This window comes from Companilactobacillus kedongensis (genome assembly GCF_003946625.1).
In the GTDB taxonomy this organism is placed as follows: domain Bacteria; phylum Bacillota; class Bacilli; order Lactobacillales; family Lactobacillaceae; genus Companilactobacillus; species Companilactobacillus kedongensis.
The window spans coordinates 1-15559 of record NZ_RHOR01000020.1; the positions used below are offsets into that span (position 1 = coordinate 1).

Here is a 15559-nt window from a genome sequence, read left to right on the forward strand (position 1 = left end):
GGCGATGCAGCCTTCAGCTTCCCTGTTGTCTTAGGACACGAGGGTTCTGGTATCGTTGAAAAAGTTGGTAAGAATGTTGACAACTTCAAAGTCGGCGATCACATTATTATGTCATTCTACTCATGTGGCGAATGTGACAATTGTTTAAAGGGTAAACCTACACAATGTCGTAAATATGCTGCTTCTAACTTATCTGGTACTCGTCCAGATGGAAGTGACCATTTCACAGAAGACGGTCATCATGTTTCTGACATGTTCAACCAATCTTCATTTACTACACACACAGTTATCAATAAGAGAAACGCTGTCAAAGTTCCTAAGGAACTTGACCTTAGAAAACTTGGACCTTTGGGCTGTGGCTATGTAACTGGTAGTGGTACTGTCTTCAATACCCTTCAACCAAAACCTGGTGATACTATTGCCGTCTTTGGTACAGGTGCTGTTGGTCTTGCTGCCATGATGGCTGGTAAGATTTCTGGATGTACACACGTTATCGCCGTTGATATTGTTCCTTCACGTCTTGAATTGGCAAAAGAGATGGGTGCAACAGATATCGTTGACTCATCTAAAGAAGATGCTGTTGAAGCAATCAAGAAGATCACAGGTGTTGGTGTTGACTGGGCTGTTGATACAACTGGTGTAACTAAAGTTATGACAGATTCTATCGCTGCTTTGACACAAGGTGGTACTACAGCTACAATCGCTGTTACACCGCACAACATTGATATCAGTACATGGAATGACCTATGTGTTGACGACAAGAAGATCGTCGGAGTAAACATGGGAGATTCAATTCCTCAAGTTGATATTCCTCGTTTGATCGAATTTTATAAATTAGGTGTCTTCCCATTTGATTTGACAGAGAAGTTCTATGACTTCGACCAAATCAATGAAGCTGACGCAGATTCAGTAAGTGGTAAGACAATCAAACCTATCTTGATCATTGATAAAGATTACAAACCAGGTGAATAATTTCACCCTATGTAAAAAGGCTAACATCCGTTTGGATGTTAGCCTTTTTTATCCTATTTTATCCAATTCCACCATCTGCTTTTACAGGTGTGAAGAAATGATCAATAATATTTGAAACACGTGCTAAGTCAACGTTACCACCAGATACCATAGCAACAGTCTTCTTACCTTTTAGCCATCTATCATCGATCTTATGTGATTCCAATGCGGCAACAGGTAATGCTCCTGCCCCTTCAGCGACCACTTTAGTTCTTTGAAGTAGATCCTTCATTGCTGTAGCGATCTCTTCTTCATTGACAAGAACGATTTCATCAACTAATTCACTGACAATTGGGAAAGTAATATCACCTGGAGTAGTAACATCTGTTCCATCAGCCAATGTAAAATCATCGTGATGTGAAGTGATATGCCCTGCTTTATATGATGAGTACATGCCATGTACGTTTTCAGATTGTACACCGACAATATGTATCGAAGGATTAAATGATTTCAAAGCGACAGCCATACCAGAAATCAATCCACCTCCGCCAACAGGAATGATAACCGTATCCACATCCCACAGATCATCAAGGATCTCTAATCCGATCGTCCCTTGACCAGCAATAACGTACTTGTCATTAAATGGATCAACGATCGTCTTGCCTTCCTTTTCAGCTCTCTCGTACATCCATGCGTGTGCGTCATCAAATGTTGCACCGTGGATATCGACTTCAGCACCATATCCACGTGTGGCATCACGCTTCATTTGTGGAGCTTCATCAGGCATAACAACAGTCGTATCAATTCCCATCAGATGTCCTGTTAAAGCGACACCTTGAGCATGATTACCAGCTGATGCAGCAATAACTCCACGAGCTTTTTCTTCATCAGTTAGATGATTGATCTTGTTATTAGCTCCTCTAAACTTAAAAGACCCAGTTAATTGCATATTTTCAAGTTTTAGAAAAATGTCACCACCGACAATATTTCTGCTTAGAAACATTGATTGGACCAGCGGAGTTTTACGGGCATATTTGCCAACAATTGCCTTTGCTTCTTGAATATCTCTAATACTTACTGTGTTATCAATATCTATCCCTTTGAGCATTTCACTCACCTCATTATTCTACTGAATCAGATAACTCTGAATATGGTAAATCTAATGAATCTGCTAAACCTTTATTTGTAACTTTTCCTTCGTAGATGTTTACACCTGAAGCTAGTGCGGCATCAGTCTTGATTGCTTGGTCGATACCTTTGTCAGCAATTTCTAGTAAGTAATCAATATTACCAGCTGCTAAAGCCATAGTTGCTGTACGTGGTACGGCACCCGGTTGATTAGGAACAGCATAGTGAACAATTCCATCTTTAACAAAGATTGGATCATCGATCGTTGTTGGTTTGTCGATTGTTTCAACGGTTCCACCTTGATCAATAGCAACGTCAACAACGACACTACCCGGTTTCATTGATTTGATCATATATTCTTTGACCAACTTAGGTGGTTTTGAGCCTGGAATAAGAATTGTTGAAATGAAGATATCAGCATCTTGAATTTCTTTAGCCAAGTTTTCTTCATTTGATTTAACAACACGAAGGTCTTGTCCTTTAAATTCTGCTTCCAAATCTTTAATACGATCGTCGTTTAACTCAATGATAACGACTGAGCAGCCCATACCTAAAGCTAATTGAGCGGCATTTGTAGCGGCATTACCACCACCAAAGATAACTACACGTCCAGGATGGATTCCCGGTACATTGATCCCTGGTAATAAAATACCTTGGCCTTGATGTTGTGCTTCAAGATAATAAGCACCCATAATAACTGAACGACGTCCGGCAATGGCACTCATTGGTGCTAATAGTTCAAGCTTGCCATCTTTAACAATCGTCTCACCACCGATAGCAGTAGTTCCAGCTTTGATCATTGCTTCTACAGTTGGTTTTGAAGATGCTAAATGTTGGAAGCCCCAAATAACTTGACCCTTTTTGAAGTATTGATATTCTTCTGCGTCTGGTTCTTTGACCTTAATGATCAAATCAGCATCCCAGCCATCTTTATGACTTACTAATTTACCACCAGCTTCAACGTATTCATCGTTAGTAAAACCAGCACCAATACCAGCGTCATTCTCAACAAGTACTTCATTTCCGGCATCAACCATTTTACGGACATTCTCGGGAGTTGCGGCTACACGGCCCTCTCCTTCTTTTTGTTCCTTGATAACAGCTATTTGCATCTTTATGCCTCCTATGTGAAATTATTAACAACTAAATCTTATCGTTAAAACACCGATATAACAACTACATTCAGTGTTTTCTTACATTTACATTAGCAAAATATTGTGAAACATTTATCTACCAGTCGATTGCTTGTGGTAACAAATTTCAGGATTTTTTTATTTTCATTTTCTAGTTTCATAGATTCTTATAATTTGTACCAGTTTGACTATACAACCATGTTGCTGTGGTTAAACACTATCAAAACAAGATTTCAATTAACTGTTCATTCTCAAAATACAATCATATTCTTACAATGATATGATAAGCTTATTAGTACACTTGTATATTCTAATAGAACATAAAAGGAGCCGTTCCTAACTTCAATTATGAAGTTAGAGACAGCCCCTTTGTTTAATACCATTTTTATGAATCTAGTCGGAAGAGATGGAAAATATTTACTGGCAGTGACAGTGGCGTTAGGACGAGTGATTTTCTCGTTCTTACACCACCGGGCGAGTTTAAAGACTTGCGAAGCGAGGCTTCAAACCGAGGTTCCAGACCAAGGCTGGAACCGTTCCGCACAGACAGAAAAATATTTTCCATCTCTGGAGACGAAATATTACTTACTACAGATTTTTATTAGTTATACCCTTATCAACAATGACAGTTTTCCCATCTAAATAACCAGAAAAACTAATCTCATCACCATTTTGAATAAACATATTACGTGGATAATTCTTGATCGAAGCATAGAAAACATTCTTATTGTCATTCAGCAAGAAGGCGACTTCACTATTATTTACTTTGACCACACGGTTGACTGTTCCACTGAAATTCTGTTTCTTTCCAGAATGTGATGAACTAGCCGTATCAGTATTGGAATTAAACAAATTACGATACTTTTGAAGAGCAGATTTGGCGTCAGTTCCAACTGCAACAGTATCTTGAGTTCCATTACCATTAGCTAAAAGATAAACGTAAGACATGAAAGCCCCATTATCATCAATCATTGAAACAACCCAAGTAGGCTTCCCGTCAATTCGATACAACAGTGGCATATTAGCTTTCCACTGTGTCTGCTTCATACGATTCTCGGCCAAACTGTCAGCTCGGTTAGGCGTCATAGCATCAGCTTCTTCACGATAATAATAAGTCTTACCTGTTTTAGCATTGACATACATGTAACCTAACACTGAAGTTTGCTTACTGTTGTTACTTGTCATTGAGGTGAAGTAATAGATGTCATTCTTATAAGCAATCGGTGTAAAGACATCATCACGTCCCTCTGTTCCGACTTTTTCAACAGACTTCATAACTCCTAGTCTTGAACCACCGAATCCATGAGCATTCCACCAACCATTTCTTTCAGCGGCATACGAATAGATTTTGTCACTGGCAATATTAGGATCAAAGGTAACATCGATCCATTTAGGTTCGTCACCTTGTTTATAAACTTTTACCTTACCAGTAACTGAATCCAAAACAGCCACATAGATCTTACGATAATTCTTTCGTGTTGAAAGTCCATATTGTTTATATAACGTTTGAACATAATATGGATGGCCGGACTCATTGATTTCAAGTTGTGGTGCACTTCCTGAAAGAACTAATCCTCTTCCTGTGATCGATGCATATATTTTACGCGATGCGTCATGACCAAAATAGGCTGATGGAGTATATCTCATACTTTTCTTAACGAATTTCGGTTTAGAATTCTTTGACGTAGCGTCAACTATGAAATACCCCGGAACTTTCTTGTAATGATTATATCTGAAAAATGATCCATCAAAATCTAGTGGTGCAATATAAACTAATTTACCGTGATAAAACTGTACTCGGGCGTGATTCAATGAGTAGACATTAGAATCTGGCACATTTGATAATGAGTTCTGCATTTGATTACGGACAGTTTTGTACGAGTTAACAACTGGTACTTCTTTACTCTTTGAATTGATCAAAGGCATTGGTGCATTTTTAGTAGTTGTATTTTCGGTTACATCAGTTATCTTTGCGACCGACTTAGTAGTTGCATATCCGGATGCAATGATCACTAAAATAACAATTCCCAAGGCGACCAGTGAACCAACCATCGTTAATAGAAAATTGCTCTCTATCTTCTTTAATTCACGTTTAGATATTGCTAAAACGGCGCCATGTAATCCTGACGCTATGGCCAAAACTACTAGATTAGCTTGTAAGATCATCTTCCAAGTTTGGTCTGGTCCTGTAAAGTAAACCATAAATAATCCTATTAAAAATATTGCCACTTGAATGAAAATATGCGTCTGAATCCCCAGTTTATGCGGATTTCTTAATAACGCTATTACGAATGGCACAAAAGAAAATGCCGTAAATTCAAGTGTTAGTAACAGAAAAAGTCCTAACATTAGTTGTTCCCTCCATACTCTTTATAGTAACTTTCAAATAATTGAGATACTTTTTTCTTATCAGCATCTGTCGCCTGTTGAACATTGATTATAAAGTCCCCACCAAAGCTTTTATTCAATTTTTGTAATATTTTATTAACAGAATTTTTATCTTTTACACTGATAAAAATCATCGAAACATCTAAATAGTCATCAAAACTATAGCTTTTTATATTGTCCCAACTGATCCATTTACGTCCTGCAAACAGCGTAGAACAATCATATACACCTTTAGGACCGATCTTCATAATACAAGGTGAAAAACTTTTAAAAATTAAAAAAGGCCAAACAGATCCAAAAAATATAATTGCAAACCACCAAATAATAGAAAACTCCGGTTCATCCTGAAGAAAAAAGACACTACCTCCAACTAAAAATCCTTCCCCCAACGTTGCTAAAAGTATAAATGAAATTCTCGAACCATTTATTTTATAGACCTCATTCACTTTAAATTCCCCCATGATAATTTCAATATGGTCTAAGTATAGCAAAAAAGAAGCTGAATCCATTAGGATCCAACTTCTTTATCTATTAATTAAGTTTTATCTAAACATTGTCTTAGTTGCTCTAGCCATAACTTTGGGATCTTTCTCATAATGATGCATCTTCGTCATTTCTGATAATGGGATGCCTAAGAATGTATAGACGGCTCTTTGAGCAGCACGGAATGAATATTGTTCTGTAAAGACCATATCAAATGGCATTTCACAGAATTGGCTGATAAAGGCCAAGTTCTTACTATGCTTTGGCACAACGTCAGGTCTGTCACCGACAGCTCTCTGGTTGAACAATGCACTGGCATATGGCAAGTGAACTGGGATCACATTGACAATACTGTCCATGACTTCCTGTTTATGGTTTCTAATATTGTCTTTTGATGGATCAACAGCTGCTAAATGACCCAAGAATTCTTCAAGCATTTCTTCACCAGTCATCTCAATGATTGGTTTTTGTACATAGTCACCATTTCTTCTTGGATACATAAAGTAACCCCAGAAAACTGATTCATTAGGCTTTTGAGCTTTGAAATGTGGCTGATGATGTACAACGATCGACATCAATGGTGTACTTTCGATCCAAGTGTTCAAAGCATTACCTGGTTCTTGTTCAGTAATACGGCAAATTTCATTTAATAAGTAATGATTGTTTGTTGTAACAGTAAAGCTCATCCACTCACTTTGTGTACGATCATTAAAGAATTTATCAGGATTACCTAGTGAATAAAATTTTTCGGCGGCTTTTTTCCAAAGAGCGGCACTTGGAGCATATTCCATATTTTCTTTAACCGGTGTATTGAAATCCCCCATTGATGAACTATCGGTAACTGAGCCATTAGTATCAAAGACTAAATCATTCTCATAAACTGTAATTTCACCGGTTTCATTATCGTTGTCAACTTGTTCATATTTAATACCAGTAACAACAATGTCATCTTGCAATGGAGTGTCCTTAAATTCAAGATCAACTACTTTACGATTGTTGATAAAAGTTACTCCTCTATCCTCAAGATACTTGCGCATTGGCAAAATGATACTTTCATACTGATTATATGGTGTTCTAGTAACACCTTCCAAAGTGTTGATACGACTGAATTCAAGAATCATTCGATTCATATAACGACGTAATTCCATAGCTGAACTAGCGCGTTTAAAAGCAAATGTTGTCTGCCACATTGACCAAAAATTAGTCGTAAAGAAGTGTGGACTGCTAGCAAAGTATTCAGCAATGCTGACGTTATTTAATTTTTCTTCATCTTTTTCCGGAGAAAGCATTAATTTTGAAAGCAAGAAACGATCTTTGTTGTTAAATTGCATGTGTCTGTAATCATTCTTGTCGCCATGGATTCTTGGTCCATTGTGGTCGATCAAACGTCCAACATCATGTGTTGGATGGGCATGATCAAAGTTTAGAATATCATCAGTTACGGTTTGTCCAGGATTATCCAGTGAAGGAACTGATCTTAAAAGATCCCAAAGGTTTTCGTATGTCTCTTCATTGAGCATCCGTCCACCTTTAGCTAGGAAACCTTTATTATTCGAAAGTGCTTGATTACTATACTCATTCTCATAGGCCTCAACGGTGTCACCATCATTTGCACCATGCTTTTCAAGACCCATCATGGTAATTTGTTCACCTTTGAATCCACCATCACGGATCAAATAAATTCCAGCAGCAAGATTACCAATTCCGGTACCGATCATATAAGCTTTTCGTGTCATAATATTGCCCTCCATTCTAATACTCGACTTAAATATATTCCATTTATAGAGTCAATGTAAAGGTTTACACTCACTAAATTTTAAAACATAAAAGTCCTAAAATTTAATTCTGAAATTTGACAAAAAAAGAGACACTTGCATCTGCAAGGTCTCCTACTTTAATTATTTTGTTAATCTAACAACATCACGAACGATCATCAATTCCTCATCCGTTGGAATTGCTAAGACTGTAACACTTGAATCATCTGTACTGATCTTACGCAAACCTTTTCCATTTTCGTTAGCATTTTTATCGATCTTAATACCCATGTAAGCAAATTTTTCTGAGATAATTTGACGAATCCATGGATTAGCAAAGCCCATTCCGGCTGTAAAGATAATTACATCTGTACCACCAAGTAAAGCCATGTATGAACCAACATACTTAACGATACGATTTACAAAGATATCGATTGCTAATTTTGAACGTTTGTTTTCATCTTTAGTAGCGATCAAATCACGCATATCTGGTGAAACGCCTGAAATACCAAGGAGTCCAGACTTTTCATTTAAGATATTGATCATATCTTGTGGATCAGTGATTTTTAATTTTTGCATCAAGTAAGCCATCAATGATGGGTCAATATCACCTGAACGTGTACTCATCGTGATACCAGCTAAAGGTGTGAATCCCATTGATGTATCAACAGATTTTCCACCGTCAATAGCATCGATCGAAGCACCGCTACCCAAGTGAAGTGAGATCATCTTCAAATCTTTTAGTGGTTTGTCCAAGAATTTAGCTGCGGCACCAGAAACATATCTGTGACTTGTACCATGTGCACCAAATTTACGTACACCATATTTTTCATAGTATTCATAAGGAACACTGTATAGGTAATTTACTGGATCCATTGATTGATGGAATGAAGTATCAAATACGGCTACTTGAGGAACATCTGGTAAAATTTTCTCAAATGCTTCCATACCAGCAGCTTGGCCAGGATTATGTAATGGTGCAAATTCTGCCAATTTTTTGATTTGTTCGATAACTTCTGGAGTTACTACTGTAGAATCTTTAAAGACAGAACCACCAGCAACAACACGGTGACCAACACCAGTGATCTCACTGTAATCAGAAATGATATTCATTTCGATAAGTTTCTTTAACATCTTGTTAACAGCAGTTATATGATCAGGAATATCGCCAGTTTCACTAAATTTCTCGCCATTGTACTTTACTTCAAAGACAGAGTCTGACAAACCTAGACGGTCAACCATACCTTTAGCAACAACAGTTTCTTCTGGTAAATCATACAGCTTCCACTTCAGGGTTGAACTTCCTGAGTTAACTGCAATTATTTTGGACATATCTTTTCACCTAACCTTTAAAAGTTTTTTTGGCCCAATCCTGAACTTGATTTTTAAAGCCTTCAAATAGCTTCGGATCATTTGTATTCGGAATAGTACCCATTAAAACCTTAGCAGATTGTTGAGCTTTTGTACCATGTTTTTGTAAGATTACTACAGCTTTTTGTGCTTCCTTTGAAGCAAACAAATTACCCGGCAAGTCTAGAACCGCCTGTAAATAGACGTTTGAGACCATCCATTGTGATAATTTTTTGGCTTGGTCTGTTTGGAAAATTTGTGAAGGAACGATAAAGATTCCGATACCGTTTTCATTTAAATTGTTCATTGTCTGTTCAATAAGTAGATGATGAGCATATGAATGGCCCTTATCGGCTCTAGTTTCAAATTTGGAGGCGTTTTCATCTATTGGGTAATATCCAACTGGAAGATCGGCAATCGCCATGTCAACGTCCGTAAACTCCCATTCAGCGATTCCATCTTGATGATAAGCTGATAGATTCAGATTCATGACCTCAGTAAAGGCTTTAGCCAATCCTAAAGAAATATCATCATTGTCTATTCCAGCCAAATTGATCTTAAAGTCACCGGCCATCTTTAATTGATTTACAAATTCAATCAATAAATTACCTGTCCCGATCGTAGGATCAACTAGATTGAAGTCTTTCTTATTCTGAGCACTCAGAATTTCATAAGCAATCAGACTAGTGATCAATCCAATAGTATCTGGAGTTACTAATTTATTAACTTCAGTTTTATCTAATTTTTGAGAACTAATAATATTGACCGTGATAGCTTGTTTTAGTTCAGCTCTCGATATATCAATTTCTTTTAGTTCGTCATAAATTACTTTTAACTTGTCCACAGTATCTTGATCTGGGGCACCATTTTCTACGTAAACCTCACCATTAGCTAAATCAGTTAGTGCCTCAGCTAATGCGTCAGTATAGCTTGTCTTTAGCGCCTTTTGTAACAAAGTAACAGCTTGACTTAATTTATCGTAATAAGTTTGCATTTTTATCTCCAGTTCTTTTAAAAATAACATTAATATTCTAATGTTGCGGCAACATTTATTCAACCATGTTATATTCCGAGAACCTTATTGTATCTGTTTTATCAACCTTTTGCACAATCTTTTGTTTATAAAAATTATCTAGCCGCTGATAATTATGAATCTGATTTTTAAAATAGGCATTACCGAAGCCGATAGTCATAATAGAAACACCCAAAACTAACAAGGTTGTTAATAGAACTGAAGCCGGACTATTTCTAGTTAAGATTTTGTTGATCATTAGTTAAATACATCTCCGAAACTCGATTTTTCTTGTCTGTCATCCTGATAATTATCAAATCTTTTTTAACTTTGAACGTACAGTTATTTAGATTCATCACTAATGGAACGTGTCCACCTTGTTCTGTTCTGGTTCGTAGCATATCTTTATAAAATTCCAAGACATGAGAAGATCCAGAACCATCACTACTATAGAAACTCACTCTGGTTGGTTTCGATGTCTTTATTTTTTCGTCTCCAAAATTTTCTTGAATATATTCATTAGTCATATGCCAACGAACTTGTTCAGCATTCAAATTATCCGGAACGTTTTTGATAATTTTCAAAGTTTGTTGCAAAACTCCCAATACCATAATGGTAACCAACAATGCTATTAAGGTTTCCGCTAATACCATGCCAGAGCGTCTACCATTCAACTTTAAACACCTCTTTATTAGATTGGACTTTCAAGGAGTTTTCATTCTTATCAAAGAAATATTTTTGATTTTTCACAGTCTGTTCAGAAACTGTTTGATTGCTATTAAGGTTTATCAGCATCAATTTGTGAGCATTGATTCTCTGTTCCCAAAGACTTATTTGCTTATATTCTTCTCCTAGACAAATTGTTAAGGTAGTTGCGACTAACAATGTAATAAACAAAGAAACAACTGATTCTGCAAGAACAAAACCATCACGTTTTATCAATTATTTCACCCCAATTCATCTGAACCACATAAACATAATTTATATTCGTCAAATCTGAATGGAATCTGATCGTTTGAGGTTTTATCAAGCCGTTTCTTCTGATCTGAATGGTTGAGTTGCTTTGAATATAATTTACGGTATCAGGAAACTTCACTAAAACCTTATATGAATCAGTATCATTTGATTTGAAAAGAGCTGAATGTTCTTCTTTTTTAAGAGCAACATTGTAGTCTCGTTTAGTCAAAAATGCTTCATCCAAAGTATTTTTAAAGACATTCTTGAACTGCTGCATAGATTGCTTTTCGTCTACCCTGGCTTGGTAATTCTTAACACCTAAGCTGGTAGCGAAGATTATTGAACAAAAAATCGCTAAAGCTATGACTGATTCGACTAGTGTAAAACCAAGTCTATGGATTCTTAACAACTTCGCCATCCTTTATGCTAAATTTCTCAGCTCTTTCTGCCTGCCTACCTTTCAATTTCAAATCTTTAAGATCAGTAACTTTCGTATCTGCAATATCAACCTGTGCCTGCAATGTAGTTCTAAATGCCTCATCCGTTTTATCCACTGCATTAGATTTCTGATTAGCAAGATTCGGTACGATCAATAACAACAATAGTGAAATTATAAACAGCACGATTACCATTTCAATTAGTGTAAAAGCTTCTCTAGTTTTCTTCTTCAATTTATTCATTAAGACATCCCTTTCATCATTCCATAAACTGGAAGTAAGACCATTAAATAGGTCGCAATTATTATTAGAGCAATGATTCCAAACATGAGCGGTTGAACCAGATTCAATATTCTCTTCAAAGATTTTTGAGTTTCTTCAAATTTCAACTCTGACATGAGTATTAAATCTTGAGCTAGTTCCTTTTTCCCGCCGCCTAATTTCATGACGGCCTTTAGTTCACTTGGTAAAAAAGCTTCACTATCGATCAATTTATTTAATGAACTGCCTTGTCGCAGATCATACTGAACTTTTCTGGATAATACTTCTTGCAATGATCCCCTAGTAAAACCACCATTGATCGAACAAATTTCTTTCAAATTCAATCCACTAGAAACTTGTAATCCTAATCCCTGCAAAACAATAAACTGATAAAAATTCAAATATACTTTTCCGACTATTGGCAATTTAATCAATCGCTTTGCACACTGATATTCAGATATTCTCTTCAAATAACTGCAATAAATTATTATTCCTACGATTCCAAATATTACTGATCCAAAAAATATTTTCAAAAATAAATCAATATACTTAGTTTCTGTACTCATACCTAACTGAGGAACAATAAACAGCTTCATTCCTAACAACATGACGAATAAGAATCCCAATATAAAGCAAGGATAGGCCATTAACTCTTTCAACTTGCTTTTTTGCTTAGCCTTCGTCTGTAACAGAATTCCACTCTGAATTAAGATTTTCTGCAAACTGCCGTTAGTTTGGGCAATGATCAGTTGATTATAAATTGCCGCTGGTAAATTCAAATGACGCAATGAGTAAGAAATCATCTCCCCATTTTGAAGATCTTTGTATATATAGGAAAAAACTTTTTGTTTGGATCGTAATAAACTCAAACAATTGATCGACTGTTTTAAGGAGAAGCCATTGTCTATCAATTTTCCTAACAGTAATAGATATTCCGCTTGCTGATGATCACTGATTTTTTTATCCGTAAAGATATTCTTGATATACTTCTGCATTGATATATCCACTCTGATAGGCATGTTTGATCTGTCGACTCCAGTTATCATCGATTTTGCGTTCCCTTAAAAATAAACTGATTTCTGATTCATTCAATGTATCGGTAAATAATTGAATATCATTTATTGTCGGTACTAATCTCTGATAGGAAATTAAATTAATAGCATTCAATATTTCGTCGTCATCTACTCCAAATTGTTTTAATCGTTGAATAACTGAGAATTTAGATTTCCCATGAATAGTAGTCATGACCGTATAGCCACAAAGAGCCGCTTGAATAGCCTGTTTGGCGGTAATGGAATCACGAATTTCACCAATTATCAGAACTTCCGGTCGATGTCTTAAACTTGTCTTGATCAATTCTTCATAGGTCAATTCTGCCTGCTCATTAACTTGCAACTGCAAAAAGTCTTCCTCAACTATCTCAACAGGATCTTCGATGCTCATAACTTTTTTATCAACACTCAAATGTTTACAAAGTGCATACATCAACGACGTTTTCCCAGAACCCATTGGCCCAGAAAAAATCATCATCCCTTTTCGTTTGGCGATTGGATACAATTGTTCGATCAAACTCTCATTCAACTGATAATTAAAATTCTGTGGATAAATCAGTCTGACCACTAAGGATTCTCGATCCAAAAAATCACCCACAGATGAAATTCTTATATGGATCTTCTGTTGTTGATATAAAAAACTAAACGAACCCTTTTGTGAACGACGACGTTCAGAAATATCTAAACCACCGTTAAATTTTAAGTAATTCATCACCATCAAAGTTTCATCGATCGTCAATTCTGTCATTAGCGACTTACTTAAATTACTCCGAGTTTCAATCGCATAACGATCCTTATGTGGAAAAAAGTAAATATCAGTCACCTTATTACCACATGCTTCCGTCAATAAACCATGAACTATACTTTCTGCTGTCATCTCTAACCTCCTTTCTAAAAATTACGTAAAAAAAAATCACCAACAAAAATGTTAGTGATTTAAATGCTATTTACTTACTTGCAAATTTTTAACAATATCGGCAAAAACTGTATTAATATCTTCATGAATAACCAATGACTTATCCTCTATTTTAGGATGGGTCATAGCATCCTTAGGATTTATATTAACGTATGAAGCTTTTGGTAAATTATATGTCAAATTCCAAAATGGTTGTTGAATAAACATGGGTGTCATACGTCCGACACCTAATTCCAATAGCAATAGTTTCTTCTCCTGATTGTCCTTAATAAAGGTATTTATTTTGTCATATTCTGCTTTATATCTATCACCTTCAAGGAAGATCTGTGAACGTACCCAAGGCTCTAAAATAGCACCATTGACTTTACTTCTAGGGATCAATTCAGTTGGTATCTGCATATTGTTAATATTATTTTTTATTTTTTTCATATATGGAATACTATCGTATAAATTCTGGTCAGTTAATGTATTGGAACTTTGAAAAAATCCCCAATCACCCTGAATAGCACTGATTTTATCATCATCAAAATAACGATTAAACATTTCATCTGCATTAGTAGTCATAATATGAAATTTTTTACCTGATAGTATCTTTTTTAAATTATCATAAACAGGCTTGGTAGCCGGTGTATTAAACATTATTGAGCACAACTTGGCTAAAAAGGCCCAGCGAGTTTCTTGATCAGGATATCTGGTATAAAATCCATTAAACATACCATTAAATCCATACTTTTCTACAAAATCTCCCATTTGCTCTAAAACATTCTCATCATTTCGATACCAAAAATCTAATCCCGCAGCGACCGACATACCCGAGCCAGCGCCAACAAGAATAGCATCAGCATCAGTAATTTTTTCAAGTAGTTGTTCTTCATCAAAATCCATTCTAAAGTTCTCCCATTGTAGTTGCTATTTTATTAATTGCTTCTGTTAAGTCGCCATCAATTCCAAATGATTTCGACTTAATATCATCAGGAATATTTAATTCACCTTTATTAATTGAGACATATGTCATTTCAGGCAATTGCTCAACTAAACTCATCATTGGACCTTTGATCATCTGATTACGTGGACCAATACCCATTTCTAAAACCAGCATTTTTTTATTAGCGTTTTCGTTAATAAAATCAGTCAAATGATTTCGGATACTTGTGTTGGGAATAAAACTAGGTTCACTAGAAATATTTAATCGCATAGGTGACCCATCATTCTCACATTTAGGTAGAAGATCCTCATTGGAAACTCCTGCAATATCATCTTTTTCAAAAGCTTTAGCTAATTCGATCGTTGAAAAGAATTTTGGATTCTTCTCTGTCATGCAATGCATTTGTGCAAAGTTACCTTCCAATTCAAAAATCTTATTAGGATCAAAACCAGCTAGGTGAAAATGATGTTCCGTATTTGAAGTAATGATAAAATAGTTTTTTTGATTAAGAATCCGTTTTAAACCACTCATCAATGGACTTCCAGAATATTGAATGACATATTTTTCTATCATTCGACTGTTGAATTTCCATTCATCAACCAAATCTGCGTATAAAGAGGTCATACCTTGAAAAATATTCTGTATACCGTACTTAGCTTGAAAATCTCCAAAGTTTCCCTTAAAGCTTTCATCATTTGCAAATAAATTTAATCCCTCAGAAATTGAAAAACCATTGGCAGCCGTGACAATTACAGCATCTGCCTGATTTATCTTTTCTGATATACGTTTTATATCTTCATCATTCAACTTAT

At 35.8% G+C, this 15559-nt stretch carries 17 protein-coding genes; 1 reads left to right on the forward strand and 16 read right to left on the reverse strand.

Translation table 11 applies throughout. The features are described 5' to 3' along the window. The coding region (locus EKM60_RS09815) for an NAD(P)-dependent alcohol dehydrogenase (protein WP_164508383.1) at positions 1–972 on the forward strand (972 nt) is incomplete at its 5' end. A 58-nt stretch (positions 973–1030) separates the two neighbouring features. Here the strand turns inward: EKM60_RS09815 and tdcB are convergent. The 16 genes from tdcB to EKM60_RS09895 all read right to left on the reverse strand — a co-directional run bounded on the left by tdcB (position 1031) and on the right by EKM60_RS09895 (position 15554). Beyond that, positions 1031–2059 (reverse strand): bifunctional threonine ammonia-lyase/L-serine ammonia-lyase TdcB, encoded by a 1029-nt coding sequence (gene tdcB / locus EKM60_RS09820; protein ID WP_125714983.1) that lies wholly within the window; start codon positions 2057–2059, stop codon positions 1031–1033. Positions 2060–2072: 13 nt separating this feature from the next. Next, the gene (ald, locus tag EKM60_RS09825) at positions 2073–3191 is read right to left on the reverse strand and encodes an alanine dehydrogenase (RefSeq protein WP_125714986.1); all 1119 of its coding nucleotides are present in this window, start codon (positions 3189–3191) and stop codon (positions 2073–2075) included. A gap of 609 nt (positions 3192–3800) precedes the next feature. Beyond that, entirely contained in the window at positions 3801–5561 is a 1761-nt protein-coding gene (locus EKM60_RS09830; RefSeq protein ID WP_125714988.1) for a hypothetical protein, read from the reverse strand. Further along, positions 5561–6109 (reverse strand): STM3941 family protein, encoded by a 549-nt coding sequence (locus EKM60_RS09835; protein WP_125714989.1) that lies wholly within the window; start codon positions 6107–6109, stop codon positions 5561–5563. The genes EKM60_RS09830 and EKM60_RS09835 overlap by 1 nt, the downstream gene beginning before the upstream one ends. A 33-nt stretch (positions 6110–6142) precedes the next feature. Further along, positions 6143–7834: an oleate hydratase gene (locus EKM60_RS09840; RefSeq protein WP_125714991.1), complete on the reverse strand. Its 1692-nt coding sequence runs from the start codon at positions 7832–7834 to the stop codon at positions 6143–6145. A gap of 147 nt (positions 7835–7981) precedes the next feature. Beyond that, the gene (locus EKM60_RS09845; protein ID WP_125714993.1) at positions 7982–9169 is read right to left on the reverse strand and encodes an acetate/propionate family kinase; all 1188 of its coding nucleotides are present in this window, start codon (positions 9167–9169) and stop codon (positions 7982–7984) included. Positions 9170–9179: 10 nt separating this feature from the next. Beyond that, positions 9180–10181, reverse strand: a complete 1002-nt coding sequence (locus EKM60_RS09850) for a class I SAM-dependent methyltransferase (protein WP_225427047.1) — start codon at positions 10179–10181, stop codon at positions 9180–9182. Between the two features lie 55 nt (positions 10182–10236). Further along, positions 10237–10458 carry a hypothetical protein gene (locus EKM60_RS09855; protein WP_125714997.1) on the reverse strand — a complete coding sequence of 74 codons (222 nt, stop codon included), beginning with the start codon at positions 10456–10458 and terminating at the stop codon, positions 10237–10239. Further along, entirely contained in the window at positions 10436–10873 is a 438-nt protein-coding gene (locus EKM60_RS09860; protein WP_125715000.1) for a ComGF family competence protein, read from the reverse strand. Before EKM60_RS09860 ends, EKM60_RS09855 begins: the two co-directional genes overlap by 23 nt. Beyond that, positions 10863–11141 carry a hypothetical protein gene (locus EKM60_RS09865; protein ID WP_125715002.1) on the reverse strand — a complete coding sequence of 93 codons (279 nt, stop codon included), beginning with the start codon at positions 11139–11141 and terminating at the stop codon, positions 10863–10865. The genes EKM60_RS09860 and EKM60_RS09865 overlap by 11 nt, the downstream gene beginning before the upstream one ends. Beyond that, entirely contained in the window at positions 11128–11574 is a 447-nt protein-coding gene (locus tag EKM60_RS09870; protein ID WP_125715004.1) for a type II secretion system protein, read from the reverse strand. The genes EKM60_RS09865 and EKM60_RS09870 overlap by 14 nt, the downstream gene beginning before the upstream one ends. Further along, a complete protein-coding gene (locus EKM60_RS09875) occupies positions 11549–11836 on the reverse strand; it encodes a prepilin-type N-terminal cleavage/methylation domain-containing protein (RefSeq protein WP_125715006.1) in 288 nt (95 codons plus the stop codon). Before EKM60_RS09875 ends, EKM60_RS09870 begins: the two co-directional genes overlap by 26 nt. Next, positions 11836–12849 carry a type II secretion system F family protein gene (locus tag EKM60_RS09880; RefSeq protein WP_125715008.1) on the reverse strand — a complete coding sequence of 338 codons (1014 nt, stop codon included), beginning with the start codon at positions 12847–12849 and terminating at the stop codon, positions 11836–11838. Before EKM60_RS09880 ends, EKM60_RS09875 begins: the two co-directional genes overlap by 1 nt. Continuing rightward, a complete protein-coding gene (comGA, locus tag EKM60_RS09885) occupies positions 12815–13783 on the reverse strand; it encodes a competence type IV pilus ATPase ComGA (RefSeq protein WP_125715011.1) in 969 nt (322 codons plus the stop codon). The genes EKM60_RS09880 and comGA overlap by 35 nt, the downstream gene beginning before the upstream one ends. Before the next feature lie 66 nt (positions 13784–13849). After that, on the reverse strand, positions 13850–14707 hold the full coding sequence (locus EKM60_RS09890) for an SIR2 family NAD-dependent protein deacylase (protein ID WP_125715013.1): 858 nt from the start codon (positions 14705–14707) through the stop codon (positions 13850–13852). Position 14708: 1 nt separating this feature from the next. Beyond that, entirely contained in the window at positions 14709–15554 is an 846-nt protein-coding gene (locus EKM60_RS09895) for an SIR2 family NAD-dependent protein deacylase (protein ID WP_125715015.1), read from the reverse strand. Positions 15555–15559: the final 5 nt, after the last annotated feature.